17 protein-coding genes are annotated in these 17048 nt (G+C 64.9%); 11 read left to right on the plus strand and 6 right to left on the minus strand.

Annotation, left to right across the window (positions count from 1 at the left end; all coding sequences use genetic code 11):
- Window positions 1–15 precede the first annotated feature (15 nt).
- Together GGD65_RS12460 and GGD65_RS12465 are read right to left on the minus strand one after the other, a co-directional pair.
- The gene (locus GGD65_RS12460) at window positions 16–252 is read right to left on the minus strand and encodes a 4-oxalocrotonate tautomerase family protein (RefSeq protein WP_028173203.1); all 237 of its coding nucleotides are present in this window, start codon (window positions 250–252) and stop codon (window positions 16–18) included.
- A gap of 19 nt (window positions 253–271) precedes the next feature.
- Window positions 272–982 carry an SDR family NAD(P)-dependent oxidoreductase gene (locus GGD65_RS12465; protein WP_018317401.1) on the minus strand — a complete coding sequence of 237 codons (711 nt, stop codon included), beginning with the start codon at window positions 980–982 and terminating at the stop codon, window positions 272–274.
- Between the two features lie 214 nt (window positions 983–1196).
- Between GGD65_RS12465 and GGD65_RS12470 the strand changes: the two genes are divergently transcribed.
- The 4 genes from GGD65_RS12470 (at window position 1197) to GGD65_RS12485 (ending at window position 4263) form a co-directional block, all read left to right on the plus strand.
- A complete protein-coding gene (locus tag GGD65_RS12470; RefSeq protein ID WP_183235437.1) occupies window positions 1197–2120 on the plus strand; it encodes a LysR family transcriptional regulator in 924 nt (307 codons plus the stop codon).
- Between the two features lie 146 nt (window positions 2121–2266).
- Window positions 2267–2422, plus strand: coding sequence for a hypothetical protein (locus GGD65_RS12475; RefSeq protein ID WP_018317399.1), 156 nt, complete (start codon window positions 2267–2269; stop codon window positions 2420–2422).
- 128 nt (window positions 2423–2550) lie between these two features.
- On the plus strand, window positions 2551–3480 hold the full coding sequence (locus GGD65_RS12480) for an aspartyl/asparaginyl beta-hydroxylase domain-containing protein (RefSeq protein ID WP_183235438.1): 930 nt from the start codon (window positions 2551–2553) through the stop codon (window positions 3478–3480).
- A gap of 324 nt (window positions 3481–3804) precedes the next feature.
- The gene (locus GGD65_RS12485) at window positions 3805–4263 is read left to right on the plus strand and encodes a nuclear transport factor 2 family protein (protein ID WP_183235439.1); all 459 of its coding nucleotides are present in this window, start codon (window positions 3805–3807) and stop codon (window positions 4261–4263) included.
- A gap of 74 nt (window positions 4264–4337) precedes the next feature.
- On the opposite strand, the gene GGD65_RS12490 is transcribed toward GGD65_RS12485, so the two are convergent.
- The 3 genes from GGD65_RS12490 to galE form a co-directional block, all read right to left on the minus strand.
- Window positions 4338–5039, minus strand: coding sequence for a fumarylacetoacetate hydrolase family protein (locus GGD65_RS12490; protein ID WP_018317396.1), 702 nt, complete (start codon window positions 5037–5039; stop codon window positions 4338–4340).
- Window positions 5040–5073: 34 nt separating this feature from the next.
- Entirely contained in the window at window positions 5074–6876 is a 1803-nt protein-coding gene (locus tag GGD65_RS12495; protein WP_018317395.1) for an ABC transporter ATP-binding protein, read from the minus strand.
- 118 nt (window positions 6877–6994) lie between these two features.
- Complete coding sequence (gene galE, locus GGD65_RS12500; RefSeq protein WP_183235440.1) at window positions 6995–8008, minus strand: UDP-glucose 4-epimerase GalE; 1014 nt, start codon at window positions 8006–8008, stop codon at window positions 6995–6997.
- 126 nt (window positions 8009–8134) lie between these two features.
- Here galE and GGD65_RS12505 point away from each other — a divergent pair, with 126 nt between their 5' ends.
- The 3 genes from GGD65_RS12505 (at window position 8135) to GGD65_RS12515 (ending at window position 10029) form a co-directional block, all read left to right on the plus strand.
- Complete coding sequence (locus GGD65_RS12505) at window positions 8135–9172, plus strand: glycosyltransferase family 4 protein (RefSeq protein WP_179737711.1); 1038 nt, start codon at window positions 8135–8137, stop codon at window positions 9170–9172.
- 177 nt (window positions 9173–9349) lie between these two features.
- Window positions 9350–9646 carry a type II toxin-antitoxin system HigB family toxin gene (locus GGD65_RS12510; RefSeq protein ID WP_026201842.1) on the plus strand — a complete coding sequence of 99 codons (297 nt, stop codon included), beginning with the start codon at window positions 9350–9352 and terminating at the stop codon, window positions 9644–9646.
- Entirely contained in the window at window positions 9646–10029 is a 384-nt protein-coding gene (locus tag GGD65_RS12515) for a type II toxin-antitoxin system HigA family antitoxin (protein WP_026201841.1), read from the plus strand. The genes GGD65_RS12510 and GGD65_RS12515 overlap by 1 nt, the downstream gene beginning before the upstream one ends.
- 36 nt (window positions 10030–10065) lie before the next feature.
- Here the strand turns inward: GGD65_RS12515 and waaF are convergent, their stop codons facing one another.
- Window positions 10066–11130 carry a lipopolysaccharide heptosyltransferase II gene (gene waaF / locus GGD65_RS12520; protein WP_183235441.1) on the minus strand — a complete coding sequence of 355 codons (1065 nt, stop codon included), beginning with the start codon at window positions 11128–11130 and terminating at the stop codon, window positions 10066–10068.
- Window positions 11131–11289: 159 nt separating this feature from the next.
- Here waaF and rfaD point away from each other — a divergent pair, with 159 nt between their 5' ends.
- The 4 genes from rfaD to GGD65_RS12540 all read left to right on the plus strand — a co-directional run bounded on the left by rfaD (window position 11290) and on the right by GGD65_RS12540 (window position 17048).
- Window positions 11290–12270, plus strand: a complete 981-nt coding sequence (gene rfaD / locus GGD65_RS12525) for an ADP-glyceromanno-heptose 6-epimerase (RefSeq protein ID WP_092261087.1) — start codon at window positions 11290–11292, stop codon at window positions 12268–12270.
- A gap of 12 nt (window positions 12271–12282) precedes the next feature.
- Window positions 12283–13767: a D-glycero-beta-D-manno-heptose-7-phosphate kinase gene (gene rfaE1 / locus GGD65_RS12530; protein ID WP_179737715.1), complete on the plus strand. Its 1485-nt coding sequence runs from the start codon at window positions 12283–12285 to the stop codon at window positions 13765–13767.
- Window positions 13764–15050, plus strand: a complete 1287-nt coding sequence (locus tag GGD65_RS12535; protein WP_183235442.1) for an O-antigen ligase — start codon at window positions 13764–13766, stop codon at window positions 15048–15050. The genes rfaE1 and GGD65_RS12535 overlap by 4 nt, the downstream gene beginning before the upstream one ends.
- Before the next feature lie 84 nt (window positions 15051–15134).
- Complete coding sequence (locus tag GGD65_RS12540) at window positions 15135–17048, plus strand: SDR family NAD(P)-dependent oxidoreductase (protein WP_183235443.1); 1914 nt, start codon at window positions 15135–15137, stop codon at window positions 17046–17048.

The raw sequence follows: 17048 nt of genomic DNA on the forward strand, positions 1-17048 counted from the left end.
ACGATCGCGCGCGGATCATCCTGTCTGGGCGGCGCGACGGCGCCGGAACTCCGGCACGGGCAGGCCGCCCCAGCCCCAATTGTCGGTGTCGACTTCCTCGATCACGACGAATGTCGAATCGAGCGGCTTGCCGAGCACGTCGAGCAGCAGCTGGCTCGATCCCTTGATCAGCGCGGCCTTCTCCTCCGCGGTGAGCGACGCCGCCCCCGGCGTCGTTCCTTCGCGGGTCACTTGGATGGTGACGATGGGCATCGTGGCTCTCCTCTCACGCTCAGTGGCCGGCGCTCTGGCCGCCGTCGACATGCAGGATCTCGCCGGTGACGAAGGAGGCGCCCTCGAGATAAAGGACGGCTTCGACGATGTCGGACATCTCGCCCATGTGACCGACCGGGTGCAGCGCGTTGAGCTGGGCATGCGTCGCGACCGGATGCATCGGCGACTTGATGATCCCCGGCGAGACCGCGTTTACGCGAATGCCGCGCTTGGCGTATTCGATCGCAAGCGACTTGGTCGCGGCGTTCAGGCCGCCCTTGCTCAGCGAGGCCAGCACCGAGGGGACGTTCGAATTGGCCTGATCGGTCAGCGTGGTCGTGATCTGAACGACATGGCCCGAACCCTGCTTCTCCATCTCGGCGATGGCGAGCTGCGTGATGTGGAAGAAGCCCGCGACGTTGGTGCCCATCACCGCCGCGTAATCCTCGGCCGTGTACTGCGTGAACGGCTTTGCGACGAAGATGCCGGCATTGTTGACCAGCGTGTCGACGCGTCCGAAGCGGGCGACGGCCTGCGAAACCACACGCTCGGCGGTGCTCCGCTCGGCGATGTCGCCCGCCACGGCGAGGACGTCGTCGTCACCCGACGGCTTGATGGAGCGTGCCGTTGCGACGACGCGGTAGTTGCGATCGCGAAAACCCTGGACCAGGGCGGCGCCGATGCCCTGCGAAGCACCGGTGATGATGGCGACTTTCTGCTCGATACCCATGACGGGCTCCTGTTGTTGGCCTTGAGAACCTGCGTCAGCACTCGGCTGGCTTGGGTCCTGAGGTACGCTGTGGCGGCCCGGCTGCGAATGCCCGCCGTCCGTCAGACACTCTTTCGCGGCGCGTACGAATGCCGGGTCGGCGCCTGGCGACGGTTGTCGCCGCGGAGGGGAACGCCTAGCCTGCGGCCGGAATCCAAGGGGGCGACGGGAAGGCATGGATCGTCTGGATGCGATGAAAGTGTTCGTCCTTGCGGTGGACGAGGGCAGCCTGGCTGCCGTCGGCCGCAAGCTCGGTCGCTCGCCGGCGGCGGTGAGCCGCGCCATCGCCTTTCTCGAGGAACGGGTCGGCGCGGAGCTGCTGCACCGGACGACGCGCTCGATCAAGCTCAGCGAGGAGGGCGAGCGCTATGTCGCGATCTGCCGTCGCGTGCTCACCGAGTTGGAGGAGGCCGACGACATCGCGGCCGGACCGCGGTCGGCGCCGCGCGGCCTGCTCACGATCACCGCTCCCGTGGTGTCGGGCGAGATAGTGTTGCGGCCGATTCTGGATGCATTTCTCGATGCCTGTCCGACGGTGTCGGCCAAGCTGTTGCTGTTCGATCGCGCGGTCAATCTGATCGAGGAGGGCATCGACATCGCGCTTCGCATCGGCCCTCTCGCGGACTCGGCAATGGTGGCGATGCGGGTCGGCGAGATCAGCCGCGTGGTCGTCGCGGCCCCGCGCTATCTGAAGCAGCATCCCCGCATCACCGAGCCCGGCGATCTTGCCAAGCATCAGATCGTGGCGATGGCCCATCTGCCCAATTCCTGGACCTTCGCGCCGCAGGCCGGTGGGTCGGTGCCGCGTACGGTGCAGTTCACGCCGCGTCTTATCGTCAACAGCACCTACGCGGCCGTAGCCTCCGCCGTTGCCGGCCGCGGCGTCGCGCGGATGTATTCGTACCAGGTGGCCGAGCAGGTTGCGCGCGGCGAGCTCGAGATCGTGCTGGCCGGCGAGAAGGATCCGGAGATGCCGGCGCACCTGATCTGCCCGCAGGGTCGGCTCTCCGTGCCGAAGGTGCGGGCCTTTACTGATTTTGCCGTGCCGCGGCTGAAAAAGCACTTTGTGCAGCTGAGGAAGAGCGTGAGTGCGCACTGAGCTACCGCGCGCCCGGCAATGCGTCGTTTTACGTATTCGGCCGCGAGGAGGAATCGGCGACGCTGCCCCGAACGGTTAACGCCGGATTAACCGCGGACTCCTAGCCTGTCCCGGCCGGGGTTACTCGCAAGGCCGAGGTGAGCCTAATGGAAGCCCAGAAGATCGCGGTCGACGCCGTCGTCGCGCTGACCGATTGCGACCGCAGCGCTGTCGTAGCCTTTATCCGCCAGCTCTATCTCGCCGGGGTGACCGACCCCAAACGCCTGACCTTCAAGGGTCTGCAGGCACTGTCGCGGGCGTAGCCGGCTGGTTTCGGCGGGCCATCCCTGCGCTCTCGCCAGTGTGACCGCAGCGCAGCGGTGAATATATTGCCGCTCGGCCCGGCTCAAGGTAGATGACGTCCTCAGCTAAGTCTCTGGGGAACGGGGATATGCTGAAACAGCTTTTTGCACCGCAACTTGTCATCCTTTATGTGCTTGCGGCCTCGACGATTTACGTTCACTACCGCGGCAAGCAGCGATTGCGCTTTGCGCGCCAGCTCGGCGATCACTCGACCTATCTCGCGCCCTACAATGTGCTGATGTATGCGGGCTCGGCGGTGCCGAACAAGCCGGTGATCCCGGTCGAGCAATTTCCCGAGTTGAAGCCGCTCAGCGAGAATTGGGAGATGATCCGCGACGAGGCGGTTCGCCTGTTCGACGAAGGATTCATCCGTGCCGCCGCGAAGAACAACGACTGGGGCTTCTACTCGTTCTTCAAGAGCGGCTGGAAGCGGTTTTACCTGAAATGGTATGACGACTTCCTGCCTTCGGCGCGCACGCTGTGTCCGAAGACGGTGGAGCTGCTCAACGCGATCCCGAGCGTGCACGGCGCGATGTTCGCGATGCTGCCGCCGGGCGGCAAGTTAGGGGCGCATCGCGATCCGTTCGCGGGCTCGCTGCGCTACCACCTCGGGCTCGTCACGCCGAACTCGAACAAGTGCCGCATCCTGGTCGACGGCGTCGAATGCGTCTGGCGTGACGGCGAGGCCTTCATGTTCGACGAGACCTTCATCCACAGCGCCGAGAATGCGACTGACGTCAACCGCATCATCCTGTTCTGCGACGTCGAGCGCCCGATGAAATTCGGCTTCATGACCGCGATCAACCGCTGGGTCAGCCATCACATCGTCAAGGCGTCGGCGACCCAGAACGTCGACGGCGAGAATGTCGGCGTGCTCAACAAGGTGTTCGGCAAGCTCTACGAGATCCACCTCGCCAGCCGCAAGGTCAAGGCGTGGAATCGCAACGTCTATTATGCGCTGAAATACTCGCTGACCGCGCTGATCCTCGGCCTGATCGTGTTGTCGGCGCTGCGCTAAGTGCGAATGCGTAGGGTGGATCAGCGAAGCGTAATCCACCCTTCGGCGTATCGGCTATTGACGCTTCCCGTGGCGCGATGTGTCGGCGGATTACGCTGCGCTGATCCGCCCTGCGATTTCTGCGGTGATCCCGCGCGTGTCTAGTGATGGTGTTTGTGCCCTGCGGAGCTGTCAGGGCGCTGGTAGCCTCGCAGTTCTGCGTATCTTTGCATTTGGCTCTGATTGAGCAAGGCCGCGGTCGACAGGTAAGTCCATATCTTGCTGGAAGGTCTGTCCCATGGCAACAAGGCTTGCCGTGATCACGTAGCCAAAGTGGAGCAGGTGATGGCCCTCTTGCCGACCGCCGACAGCGAGACGAAGCAATTCTTCCTGGCCTGGCTGGAAACCTTCGCGGGCTACGTCCGCGAGGTCGACTACGCCTCGGCGCGGCCGCTCTTCCATCCGGACGTGCTTGCCTTCGGCACGCATAACGACGTCATCCCCGGCCTCGATCAGTGGGTCTCGACGCAATGGGACAATGTCTGGCCGAAGACGACGGACTTCCGTTTTGTGCTCGATCAGACCTCGGTCCTGGCATCCCGCGACGGCACGATGGCCACGGTGATCGCGCCGTGGACGAGCACGGGCTATCATTCCGACGGCGGCGCCTTTCCGCGCCCGGGCCGTGCGACCATGATCTTTGCGAAGAATGCCGATGGCTGGCTGTGCGTGCATTCGCACATGTCGCTCAATCGCGGTGTGCCGCACTTGAGCCACGCCAATCGGCCGGTGAAGGCCTGGTAGATCCACCCCGTCCGCCGAAATGCAAAAGGCCCCGGACACGTCCGGGGCCTTTCGATTTCCGGATGTCGTGCGGCCTATTCAGGCTGGCCGATGCTCACCTTCAGCGTGCCGACGCCGTCGACGCCGCATTCGAGCTTGTCGCCGGGTTGGAGCTGGGAGACGCCGGCGGGGGTGCCCGTCATGATGATGTCGCCGGCGGCGAGCTTCACCTGCTGGGAGAGCTGCCAGATGATCTCGGGCACGTTCCAGATCAGCTCGGTCAGGTCGCCCTTCTGGGCTTCCTTGCCGTTGACCGTGAGCCAGATCTTGCCCTTGGCGGGATGGCCGATCTTGGAGGCCGGCTGAATCGCGGAGGACGGCGCGGAGCCGTCGAACGACTTGCCGATCTCCCAGGGACGCTCCTTCTTGCGCGAGGCGATCTGGAGGTCGCGGCGGGTGAGATCGATGCCGACGGCATAGCCATAGACGTGATCCAGCGCCTTGTCGGCGGGAATGTTCAGGCCGCCGCTCTTCATCGCGACGATCAGCTCGACTTCGTGATGCAAATCCTTGGTCAGCGGCGGATAGGGAATGGTGGCGCCATCAGGCACCAGCATGTCGGCGTGCTTGGCGAAGAAGAACGGCGGGGCGCGCTCGTCATTGCCCATCTCGCGGATGTGCTCGAGATAGTTGCGGCCGACGCACCAGATGCGGCGCACCGGATAGCGGCCGCTTTCGCCGACGACGGGAAGTGAAGCCTGGGGCGGAAGCGGGATGACGTAGGAGGCGGCGTTCATGCGGGTCTCGCTGCTCTTGAGGTGAAGTGGAACTCTATGCGGTTGCGCTGATCGGCGCCAGAGCGCCGGCATCGTAGTGTTGCAGGCGGAAGAACGAGGCATAGCGGCCGCCGCGGCGGAGCAGCTCGTCATGCCGGCCCTGCTCGACGATCTCGCCGCCCTCGATCACCAGGATCGCGTCGGCATGCATGATGGTGTGCAGGCGATGCGCGATCACGATGGTGGTGCGGTTCTGGCAGAGATGCTCGATCGCCTCCTGCACCTGCCGCTCGGATTCGGAATCGAGCGCAGCGGTGGCTTCGTCCAACAGAATGATCGGTGCATTCTTGATCAGCGCGCGCGCCACGGCGATGCGCTGGCGCTGGCCGCCTGAAAGCTGCGTGCCGTGCTCGCCGACCGGCGTGTCGTAGCCGAGCGGGAAGCCCATGATGAAATCATGCGCGCAAGCCGCTTTCGCCGCCTCGGTGATCTCGTCCTCGCTCGCGCCTGGCCGGCCGAAAGCGATGTTGTTGCGGATGGTGTCGCGGAACAGATAGACGTCCTGCCCGACATAGGCGGTCTGCGCCCGCAGCGACTTGCGAGAGACTGCGCCGATCGACTGGCCGTCGATCACGATGTCGCCTTGCGTCACTTCATAGAAGCGGAGCAGCAGCGCCAGCACGGTCGACTTGCCGCCGCCGGAGGGGCCGACCAGCGCGGTGACCTTGCCGGGCTCGGCGGTAAAGCTCATCCGGTTGAGCACAGTCTCATTGGCGCGATAGGAGAAGCTGACGTCGCGCAGCTCGATCCGGGCGTCGGAGAGCTTCAGCGCCGGCTTGTCGTCGTCGGAGTGCTCGCTCGCCGGGCTGTCGACCACTTCGAGCAGCATGCGCGCGCCGACGAGCTGGCTGTTCAAATCGATGTTGAGCCGCGCCAGCCGCTTGGCCGGCTCGGTCGCCATCAGGAACGCGGTCATGAAGGAGAAGAACGCGCCCGGCGTGGCATTGAGCGCGACCACGCTGTAGCCGCCATAGAGCAGGCAGCCGGCGACCGCGAAGCCGCCGAGCATTTCCATCAGCGGGTTGGAGCGGTTGGCGACGCGCGCCATCTTGTTGGCGTTGCGCTCGACGATGGCGATGTTCTCGTCGATGCGGCTCTGCATGGTATCTTCAAGCGTGAAAGCCTTCACCGTGCGGATGCCTTGCAGCGATTCCTGCATGGTCTCCATGATGTCGGCGGTGCCGGTGAATTGGTTGTAGGCGAGGCCCTTGATCCGCTTGACCAGCTTGCGCAGCACCAGCATCGCCGGCGGCACCACGACGAGGCCGATGAACGACATCACCGGATCCTGCCACACCATCACGCCGATCATGGCGAGCAACATCAACAGATCGCGCCCGACAGCGTTGACCAGCATGTTGAGGACGTCGGTGATCGACTTGGCGCCGGCCGTCAGCCGCGCCAAAAACTCGGACGAATGCCGCTCGGAGAAGAAGCCGACGCTTTCGCGCATCAGTTTTGCGAACAGCTGGCGCTGGTTGGTGGCGAGGATGGCGTTGCTGATCTTGGTCAGGATCACCATGTGGCCGTAGGTCGCCACGCCCTTGATGAAGAGCAGGATCACCGTGATGCCCGAGAACATCGCGATGCCCGGGATGTTCTTGTCGACATAGGCCTGGTTGATGACCTGGCCGAGCACATAGGTCGCGCCTGCCGTTGCGCCCGCGGCGACCGCCATCAGCGCGAAGGCTACGAGGTAGCGCCGCCAATAGACGACCCCCTGTTCCGTGACCAGGCGGCGAATCAGGACCGCTGCCGCATAGGGATCGTCGGTGATTTTCTTTGGAAACTGGGCCATCCGGTGTCCATTGACGGCGCAGGACAAAGCCTGCCCGCACGTCAGGGATCGAAGGGCCTCTGTGCCCGCTCAAGCGGGGTTTTTCAAGCCCAATTAAGGGCTTGCGCTCAGATGGAATCTAGGCCGAGGCGGCGTGGCGGAGCTCGCCATGGCGCTCATGGAACAGCTTGTCCTCCCAAGCCAAAGCGTGGGCCGCGATGGTCTCGAGGTCCTCGTATTGCGGCTTCCAGTCCAGCAGGGCGCGGATCCGGCTGGTGTCGGCGACCATGGTCATGATGTCGCCGGGCCGGCGCGGGGCGTATTGCACGGCGAAGCTGCGGCCCGACACGCGGCGCACGGCGTCGATGGTCTCCAGCACCGAATAGCCGCGGCCATAGCCGCAATTGAGCGTCGTCGAGGCGCCGCCGTTGCGCAAATAGGCCAGCGCCGAACGATGCGCCTGCGAGAGGTCCGTGACGTGGATGAAATCGCGGATGCAGCTGCCGTCGGGGGTCGGATAGTCGGTGCCGAACACGTCGATCTTGGCGCGCTGGCCGGTCGCGGCCTCGACCGCGATCTTGAGCAGATGCGTGGCGCCGACGGTGGCAAGCCCGATGCGCGCCTGCGGATCGGCGCCGGCGACGTTGAAATAGCGCAGGGTCACGTACTGCATGCCATAGGCGGCGGCGACGTCGTGCAGCATGATCTCGGTCATCAGCTTCGACGAGCCATAGGGCGACAACGGCCGCGTCGGCGCGAGCTCGGGCACCGGCACCTGGTCCGGATTGCCGTAGACGGCGGCGGTCGAGGAGAAGATGAAGCGGCCGATGCCGCGCTTGACGGCGACATTGAGCAGGTTGCGCGCGGTCGTGAAATTGTTGCGGTAGTAGCCGAGCGGATCGCGCATCGAATCCGGCACGACGACGGAGCCCGCGAAATGGATGATGCTCTCGATGTTGTGCTGCGCGATCACGCCTTCGAGCAGGTTCTCGTCGCCGGCATCGCCGATGAACAGCGGCACGCCCTCGGGCAGATAGGCGGAGAAACCGGTCGAGAGATCGTCGATCACGACGACATCCTCGCCGGCTTCCGCCAGCGCGAGGACCGTGTGACTTCCGATATAGCCGGCGCCGCCGGTGACTAGCACAGTCATGATCTCACCCGTCTTCGATCAACGCGCAAAGTTAGCGCTTGCGTGGTGAAGAGGGGGTATCGGCGCGGCTGAACTGGTCACTATGCTTAATGTTGCGTATAGGGACTTTGCGAAACGGAGCATGACGTGGCCAATTCCCCCGGCGATCTCGAAGTGATCGTGCCAAATCTGCACAGGCGCTATTCCGGGGTCACCGCGACCAACCGGATGGTGGCGCCGCGGCTGGCGAAACTGTACCGCGCCGCCTGGTTCGGCTCGCACGCGCCGGCTGGGATTGCGCGGCTGAGCGTTGCCGATTTCCTCAAGCTATGGCGCCGCAAGGCGCCGCTGATCTGGCATGCGCGGCGCAACAACGAGATGATCGCGGGTGTCGCGCTACGCGCGCTCGGCTGGCCGTTGAAACTCGTGTTCACCTCGGCGGCGCAGCGGCACCACAGCTGGATCACGCGCTGGCTGATCCGGCGCATGGACGCGATCATCGCGACGTCGGATCTCTCGGCCTCGTTCCTGAAAGTGCAGGCGACCGTGATCCCGCATGGCGTCGATACCGACATCTATGCGCCGCCGACCGACCGCGCTGTTGCGTTCACGGAGGCCGCGCTGCCCGGCCGTTACGCCATCGGCTGCTTTGGACGCGTGCGCGCGCAGAAGGGCACCGACGTGTTCGTCGACGCGATGTGCCGGCTGCTGCCGCGCTATCCCGATTTCACCGCCGTGATCGTTGGTCAGGTCACGGCCGAGCAGATGGCCTTTGCGAACGAGCTGAAAAAGCAGATCGAAGCGGCCGGCCTGCAATCGCGCATCGTCATCACCGGCGAGCTGCCGATCGAAGCGGTGCAGCGCTGGTACCAGCGGCTGACGATCTACGCCTTCACCTCGCGCAACGAGGGTTTTGGACTGACGCTGATCGAGGCGATGGCGGCCGGCAGCGCGCTCGTCGCCGCACGCGCCGGCGCGGCCGAGCTGGTGGTCGAGGATGGCGTGAGCGGCGTGCTGGTCCCGACCGGCGATGCCGATGCGCTGGCTGCGGCAGTGGAGCCGCTGATGCGCGACGTGGATGCCGCGACGGCGATGGGCGAGAGGGGCCGAGCGCGGGTGCTCGCAAAGTTCAGCCTCGATGCGGAAGCGGCCCGGATCGGCGAGGTCTATCGGCCGCTGCTCTGAGCCACGCCGCGAGGGCCGAAAGCAAAAAACGCGAAAACAACCCCATGCACAGTAGCCGGGATGAGCGGAATCAATGGCTTGGCGATGGGTTCGTCCGGCTGCCGATTTAGCGGAAGTCGACTTTGTTCCCGTAATGGGAATTTTCGATTGATCCCATTTCGGGAACGTGCTATGGCAATGAACGTTATCGCAAGAAGGGCACTGAAGGTCTTCTGCGAGCGATACCCCAAGGCGCGGACCCCTTTGGGGACTTGGTATGAGATTGTGTCCAAAGGCGATTGGAGCGGTCCGGCCGACTTGAAGAAGGCGTTCGGAAACAACGTGGACTTCGTTGGCGATAACAGAGCGATCTTCGACATCGGCGGCAACAAGTATCGCCTTGTGGTTCATTTCTCCTACACATTCAAAACTGCTCTCATCAAGTTCGTCGGCACGCACAAAGAATATGACGGAATAGACGCGGAGACCGTGTGATGATGGACGTAAGGCCTCTTCGCAATGAACAGGATTACGATTGGGCTATCGGCGAAGTATCTCGTTATTTCCAGGCCGAGCCGGCGCCTGGCACGCCCGATGGTGATCGCTTCGAAGTTTTGTCTTCACTCATCAAGGAATACGAAGACAATCACTTCGCGACCTCGCGCGGCGATCCAGTCGACGTTCTCCATTTCGCGATCGAGTCCATGGGACGGTCGCAGTCAGAGTTGGCGGGTCTGATTGGTCGCAACAGAGCGTCCGAGATCTTGAATCGTGTCCGTCCGCTGACGCTGGACATGATCCGCATCATCAGCAAGGAATGGAGCATTCCAATTGATGCTCTCACCGCTCCCTACGAACTGACGCGCGCGCATGCTTGATCTCATGCCCGGCTTCCGCGGGCGCCACGCTCAATTCTAAGCCGGCTTTCCAGCCTCCCCCAGCACCCGCTGCGCGATCGCCACCACCTCGCTCGCTGCGATATCGCGCATGCAGCGGTGGTCGTTCATCTTGCATACCGTGCTTTGGCAGGGCTGGCAGGGCAGCACTTCCTTGTCCTGGACCACGGTCGCGGCGAGGCCGTTGAGGGGGGCCCAGAGATAGGGGCTGGTCGGGCCGAAGATGCCCATGGTGGGCGTGCCCAGGGCAGCTGCGATGTGCATCAGGCCGGAATCGTTGGAGATGGCGACGCCGGCCGCCGCCATGGCCAGCATGCCGTTGCGCAGATCGTTGCCGGTGAGGTCCCGCACGCCTGAGCCGCCGGCCGCGACGATCTCCTGGGCCAGCCCCTTTTCCGCGGGGCCGCCGACCACCCAGACCTCGAGGCCGCGCTCGACCAGCAGCCGGGCGGCCTCCGGATAGTAGGTCCAGCGCTTCGAGACGCCGACCGAGCCAGGGGCGAGCGCCACTGCCGCGCCGGCGCCGATTCCGTTGGCCTGCCGCCAGCGGACGATATCGTCGGCCGGAACCCGCAATTGCGGTACCGGCCATTCCGCCGGCAGCGGGGCGCCGTCGGGCTGGGCCAAGGCGGCATTCTTGTCGATAAAGCGGGGCAGCTTCTTCTCGCCCCAGCGCCAGCGGTTGAGCAGGCCGAACCGGAATTCGCCGACGAAGCCGACCCGTTCAGGGATACCGGCGAGGGCGGGGGCGATGGCCGCCTTCCAGGTCCGGGGCAGCACCAGGGCCGTGCCGTAGTTCCGCTCGCGCAGGAGTTTCCCCAGGGCGAGCTGGCGGGCGATGGCGAGGCGTCCGCGCGGCAGGTCCCAGACGATCCCCTCGCGCACGCCGGGCATGTAATCGACCAGCGGGGCGCACAGGGAGGTGGTCAGAAGATCGACCGGCCGGTTCGGCCAGCGCTCCTTCAGGACCCGGACCACGGTGTGATTCCGGACGAAATCGCCGATCCACATGTAGGGAATGATCAGAATCGGGCGGGTGTCGCTCCGATCTGCATCTCCGCTAAGTGTCGAATCTTGGTTCATTCGTTAATGGGGCCGAGGCGATCTGATTGTGGCGGTTCGGTAGCCGCTCCAGGCCGGCAGGTAAAGGCGGCAGACCACTCAATCCCAAAACCGCTTACACTTTGGCGGCTCATGCGCTACGGCAGGACCGGGACGCAAAGATCGGGCAGGGATTTCGGAATGTTGCTGGTGACCGGCGGGGCCGGTTTTATCGGATCGAATGTCGTGGCCGCGCTCAATGACGCGGGCCGCAGCGACGTCGTGGTCTGCGATTTCCTGGGCAACGAGGGCAAGTGGCGGAACCTCGCCAAGCGCCAGCTTGTGGATATTGTCCCGCCGGCCGAGCTGATGGACTGGCTGAAGGGCCGCAAGCTCGAGGCTGTGATCCATCTCGGGGCGATTTCCGCGACCACCGCGACCGACGGCGACCTCGTGTTCGAAACCAATTTCCGCCTGTCGATGCGCCTGCTCGATTGGTGCACGGCGGGCGCGGTGCCGTTCATCTACGCCTCCTCGGCGGCAACCTATGGCGACGGTGAGACGGGATTTGACGACGACGCCTCGCTGCCGGCACTGAAGAAACTGCGGCCGATGAATCTCTACGGCTGGAGCAAGCACATGTTCGATCTCGCGGTCGCCGGGCGCGTAGCGAACGGCGATCCGCTCCCGCCGCAATGGGCGGGCCTGAAATTCTTCAACGTATTCGGCCCCAACGAGTATCACAAGGGCTCGATGATGAGCGTGCTGGCGCGCCGCTTCGACGACGTCAAGGCAGGCCGCGTGGTGCAGCTGTTCAAGTCGCATCGCGAGGGCATCGCCGACGGCGATCAGCGCCGCGATTTCATCTATGTCGACGACGTCGTGCGCGTCGTGATGTGGCTGCTGGCGACGCCGTCGGTATCCGGCATCTTTAATGTCGGAACCGGCAAGGCGCGCAGCTTCAGGGATCTGATGTTGGCGGCCTATGCGGCGCTCGGCACGAGGCCCAACATCGAATATATCGACATGCCCGAGCAGATCCGCGGGGCCTACCAGTATTTCACCCAGAGCGAGGTCGATCGCCTGCACCGCGCCGGCTATAACGGCGGCTTCACGACGCTCGAGGATGCGGTGAAGGCCTATGTCGGGGATTACCTCGACCGGCCCGACCGCTTCCGCTGAGGCCTTTTGACCATGCCGACGCCCATTCTCGATTTCGACGCCCTCGCGCAGGCCATCTCAGGCCGCACGGTGCTGTGCATCGGCGACATCATGCTGGACGAGTTCGTCTATGGCGAGGTGTCGCGGATCTCGCCGGAAGCGCCGGCGCCCGTCATCGCGGCCCAGCGCAGCGAGATCCATATCGGCGGCGCCGGCAATGTCGCGCGCAATGTCGCCTCGTTGGGCGCGCGCTGCATCTTCGTCGGCCTCGTCGGCGAGGACGATGCCGGTGCACGGCTCAAGGCGGCGCTGGACGGGCACGCCGGCATCGAAAGCGTGCTGGTGTGCGATCCCACGCGCCCGACCACGCGAAAAGTCCGCTTCGTCTCCGAGCATTTTTCCACGCACATGCTGCGCGCGGACTGGGAGCAGGCGGCGCCTGCTTCCGATGACATCGAGACGAAGCTGATCGAGGCGATCCTGCCGCAGATCGCGCGCGCCGACATCGTGCTGCTGTCGGACTACGCCAAGGGCGTGCTGACGGCGCGCGTCATCCGCCACGCCATCGATGCCGCGCGAAAGCTCGGCAAGCCCGTGATCGTCGATCCCAAGAGCCTGAACTGGGCGATCTATCGCGGCGCCACGCTGCTGACGCCCAATCGCAAGGAGTTCTCCGAAGCGACCCGCAGCCGCGCCGAGACGGTGCAGAGCATCGTCGAGGCCAGCGAGGACGTGATGCGGCTCGCCGATTGCGAGGCGATCCTGGTCACCCAGGGCGAGCACGGCATGACGCTGGTGCCGCGCAATGGCGCGGCGGTTCACGTTCCGGCCTTCCCGGTGAAAGTGCGCGACGTCTCCGGCGCCGGTGACACCGTCGCCGCCGCGCTCGCGGTGTCGCTTGCTACAGGCGCGGACTGGGACACGGCGCTGCGCATGGCCAATGCCGCTGCCGCCGTCGCCGTCGGCAAGCAAGGCACCGCCAGTGTGAGCGCGGCCGAGCTGCGCCGAAAGATCCTGCCGCATGCCACTCTGGCGGCCGAGGAGAAGATCGTGCTCGAGCCGGCCGCACTCGATGCGCAACTCGCCGAATGGAAAACACAAGGCCAGCGCGTCGGCTTCACCAATGGCTGCTTCGACATCCTGCATCCCGGCCACGTCAAGGTGCTGACCGCGGCGCGCGCCGCCTGCGACCGCCTGATCGTGGGGCTCAACAGCGACGACTCGGTGCGGCGGCTCAAGGGCGCCGAGCGGCCGGTCCAGGACGAGCGCGCGCGTGCCGAGGTGCTCGCCGCGCTCGAGGCCGTCGATCTCGTCGTCATCTTCGAGGAGGACACGCCGATCGACCTGATCACCCGGATCAAGCCTGGCGTGCTGGTGAAGGGCGGCGACTACACCCGTGAGCAGGTGGTCGGCCACGAGGTCGTCGAGGCCGCGGGCGGCACCGTCGTGCTGGTCGACATCCTGCAGGGCTTCAGCACGACGGCGCTGGTCCATCGCGCCCGGGGAGGAGGCAAGTGACGGCACTGGCACGCGAGACGACCGGCGGGATGTTGCTTCGCCGCCTGCGCAGCCCGGCGGCCTGGCGCGAGACCGTCGATATATTTGCGGTCCTGACCGCGGCCTCGCTGCCGTGGTCGACCTCGCTGGCGGGGATATTCAACGCGCTGATGCTGATTTGCATGGTGCCGTTTCTCGACGTCCGCGCGTTCCTGCAATCCTTGACGCGTCCGATCTGCGCGGCCCCGATCGCGCTGGTCCTGCTCGCGCTGGTGGGGACGCTGTGGTCGGACGCGAGCTGGGGCGCCCGCTTCTATGCGGTCAATCCGACCATCAAGCTGCTGGTGCTGCCGGTGCTGTTCTATCATTTCGAGCGCTCGCCGCGCGGGCGCTGGATCTTCATCGCCTTCCTGGCGTCCTGCGCCCTGCTGTCGGTGATGTCCTGGCTGGTCGCCTTCTACCCGAATCTCGCGCTCAAGACCGATCCGGCCGAGCGCGGCATCTTCGTCAAGAATTACATCAACCAGAGCCAGGAATTCGCGCTTTGCGCGGTCGCGCTCGCCTATCCGATCGTGATGCTGCTGCGTGAGAAGCGATACTGGTTCGCCGGGCTGCTGACGGCGCTGGCACTGAGCTTCTTCGTCAACATGACGTTCGTGGTGGTGTCACGCACAGCGCTCGTCACCGTTCCGATCATGTTCGGCGTGTTCGCGCTGCTTCATCTCAAATGGCGCAGCATCGCGCTCATCTCCGCCACATTGCTTGTCGCCGCTGTTCTCGCCTGGCAGGCCTCGCCATATTTGCGCCATACCGCCGAGAGGTTTTCCGACGACTACACGCGTTACATGGAAAAGGGCGAGCCGACCTCGGCGGGGCTGCGGCTCGAATTCTGGCGGAAGTCGCTCGGCTTCTTCGCCGAGGCGCCGATCATGGGACACGGCACCGGCTCGACGCGCGGATTGTTCGAACGCGTTGCGACGCCCGCCGGTCAGTACCAGGCGTCCGCCGAGGTGATCGGCAACCCGCATAACCAGACGCTGAACGTTGCCGTGCAATGGGGCGTGATCGGCATCGTCGTTCTCTATGCGATCTGGATATTGCATCTACGCTTGTTTCGCGGCGACGGGCTGGCCAACTGGATCGGGCTCCTGGTGGTGGTGCAGAACGTCTTCACCTCGCTGTTCAACTCCCATCTGTTCGACTTCCACGAGGGCTGGATGTACGTCATCGGCGTCGGCGTTGCCGGCGGCATGGTGATCCGGGCGCAACAGGCCGAGGCGAAGACGGGGGAAGCCGGTTCCTGAAAGGCCGCGCGGCTGGCAAGTCCTGTCCAGATGGGCTATCAGCGCGGTCAGGTTGCATCTAACTGGGTTTTCATCGGTCGGCGGATGACGCGTCTTTCGCATCTCACCTTGCGCAATTTCCTAATCGCGCTCCACGACCTGCTGGCGACCGCGGCGGCGCTTTTTGCCGCCTTCTATCTGCGATTCGAGGGTGGCGACGGCTTCTTCGAGCGCCTGCCGCTGCTGTTCCAGATCCTGCCCTACTTCCTCGCCTTCAGCGTGGTCGTGTTCTTCATCTTCAACCTGACCACGACGAAATGGCGCTTCATCTCGCTGCCTGATGCGCTGAACATTATTCGCGTCTCGTCCGTGCTGACGGTCGCCCTGCTGGTGCTCGACTACATCTTCGTCGCCCCCAACGTCCGCGGTGCCTTCTTCCTCGGCAAGGTGACGATCGTCCTCTACTGGTTCCTCGAGATCTCGTTCCTCAGCGCGCTGCGCATGACCTATCGTTACTTCCGCTATACGCGGGTGCGGCGTCACGCCAGGGGCGAGGAGGCCGCGCCGACGCTGCTAATCGGCCGCGCCGCGGATGCGGAGGTACTCCTGCGCGGCATCGAGAGCGGGGCGATCAAGCGCATCTGGCCGGTCGGCGTGCTGTCGCCGTCGAGCTCGGATCGGGGCCAGTTCATCCGCAACGTGCCGGTGCTGGGCGGCATCGATGACGTCGAGGACGTCGTCGCCGACTTCGCCAAGCGCAATAAGCCGATCGCGCGCCTCGTCATGACGCCCTCGGCATTCGAGCCGGAAGCGCGTCCGGAATCGATCCTGATGCGGGCGCGCAAGCTGGGTGTGATCGTCAACCGGATGCCCTCGCTCGAGAGCGGCGATACGCCGCGGCTCACCGCCGTCGCGGTCGAGGACCTCCTGCTGCGGCCGAGCGAGACGATCGACTATGCGCGCCTGGAAGCGCTGATCAACGGCAAGGCGGTGATCGTCACCGGCGGCGGCGGCTCGATCGGGTCGGAGATCTGCGAGCGTGTCGTCGCCTTCGGTGCCGCGCGGCTCCTGATCGTGGAAAACTCCGAGCCCGCGCTCTACGCCATCACCGAAGCGCTCGCCGCGCGAGGGGCGGCTGCCGAAGTCGAAGGGCGGATCGCCGACATCCGCGACCGCGAGCGCATCATGCGCCTGATGGCCGGGTTCAAGCCGGACATCGTGTTCCACGCCGCCGCGCTCAAGCACGTGCCGATCCTCGAACGCGACTGGAGCGAGGGCGTCAAGACCAACATCTTCGGCTCGATCAACGTTGCGGATGCCGCCGTTGCCGCCGGCGCCGAAGCCATGGTGATGATTTCGACCGACAAGGCGATCGAGCCGGTGTCGATGCTCGGCCTGACCAAGCGCTTTGCGGAGATGTACTGCCAGGCGCTGGATCACGACCTCGCAGCCGGCGCGCACGGCGCCAAGCTGCCGATGCGGCTGATCTCGGTCCGGTTCGGCAACGTGCTGGCTTCGAACGGCTCGGTGGTTCCGAAATTCAAGGCCCAGATCGAGGCCGGCGGCCCGGTGACGGTGACGCATCCCGACATGGTCCGCTACTTCATGACCATCCGCGAGGCCTGCGATCTCGTCATCACCGCGGCCACGCATGCGCTCGGAACGCACCGTCCTGACGTCTCCGTCTACGTGCTCAACATGGGCCAGCCGGTGAAGATCGTCGATCTCGCCGAGCGCATGATCCGCCTTTCCGGGCTGCAGCCCGGCTACGATATCGAGATCGTGTTCACGGGCATGCGGCCGGGCGAGCGCCTGCACGAGATCCTGTTCGCCACCGAGGAGCCGACCCGCGAGATCGGCGTTGCCGGCATCATGGCCGCGCAGCCGAACGAGCCGCCGATGCAGACGTTGCGCAAATGGATCGCGGCGCTGGAGCAGGCGATCGCACGCGACGATCGCGCCACCATCAGGACCATCCTGAAGGATGCGGTGCCCGAATTCGGGTCGACCGCGGCCTGA

The sequence above is a fragment of the Bradyrhizobium sp. CIR18 genome (assembly GCF_014198295.1).
Taxonomy (GTDB): domain Bacteria; phylum Pseudomonadota; class Alphaproteobacteria; order Rhizobiales; family Xanthobacteraceae; genus Bradyrhizobium.

What these genes read in the sequence shown, in the direction of transcription:
- GGD65_RS12460 (WP_028173203.1), bottom strand. Translation starts at nt 252, where the DNA reads ATGCCCATCGTCACCATCCAAGTGACCCGCGAAGGAACGACGCCGGGG.
- GGD65_RS12465 (WP_018317401.1), bottom strand. Translation starts at nt 982, where the DNA reads ATGGGTATCGAGCAGAAAGTCGCCATCATCACCGGTGCTTCGCAGGGC.
- GGD65_RS12470 (WP_183235437.1), top strand. Translation starts at nt 1,197, where the DNA reads ATGGATCGTCTGGATGCGATGAAAGTGTTCGTCCTTGCGGTGGACGAG.
- GGD65_RS12475 (WP_018317399.1), top strand. Translation starts at nt 2,267, where the DNA reads ATGGAAGCCCAGAAGATCGCGGTCGACGCCGTCGTCGCGCTGACCGAT.
- GGD65_RS12480 (WP_183235438.1), top strand. Translation starts at nt 2,551, where the DNA reads ATGCTGAAACAGCTTTTTGCACCGCAACTTGTCATCCTTTATGTGCTT.
- GGD65_RS12485 (WP_183235439.1), top strand. Translation starts at nt 3,805, where the DNA reads ATGGCCCTCTTGCCGACCGCCGACAGCGAGACGAAGCAATTCTTCCTG.
- GGD65_RS12490 (WP_018317396.1), bottom strand. Translation starts at nt 5,039, where the DNA reads ATGAACGCCGCCTCCTACGTCATCCCGCTTCCGCCCCAGGCTTCACTT.
- GGD65_RS12495 (WP_018317395.1), bottom strand. Translation starts at nt 6,876, where the DNA reads ATGGCCCAGTTTCCAAAGAAAATCACCGACGATCCCTATGCGGCAGCG.
- galE (WP_183235440.1), bottom strand. Translation starts at nt 8,008, where the DNA reads ATGACTGTGCTAGTCACCGGCGGCGCCGGCTATATCGGAAGTCACACG.
- GGD65_RS12510 (WP_026201842.1), top strand. Translation starts at nt 9,350, where the DNA reads ATGAACGTTATCGCAAGAAGGGCACTGAAGGTCTTCTGCGAGCGATAC.
- GGD65_RS12515 (WP_026201841.1), top strand. Translation starts at nt 9,646, where the DNA reads ATGATGGACGTAAGGCCTCTTCGCAATGAACAGGATTACGATTGGGCT.
- waaF (WP_183235441.1), bottom strand. Translation starts at nt 11,130, where the DNA reads ATGAACCAAGATTCGACACTTAGCGGAGATGCAGATCGGAGCGACACC.
- rfaD (WP_092261087.1), top strand. Translation starts at nt 11,290, where the DNA reads ATGTTGCTGGTGACCGGCGGGGCCGGTTTTATCGGATCGAATGTCGTG.
- rfaE1 (WP_179737715.1), top strand. Translation starts at nt 12,283, where the DNA reads ATGCCGACGCCCATTCTCGATTTCGACGCCCTCGCGCAGGCCATCTCA.
- GGD65_RS12540 (WP_183235443.1), top strand. Translation starts at nt 15,135, where the DNA reads ATGACGCGTCTTTCGCATCTCACCTTGCGCAATTTCCTAATCGCGCTC.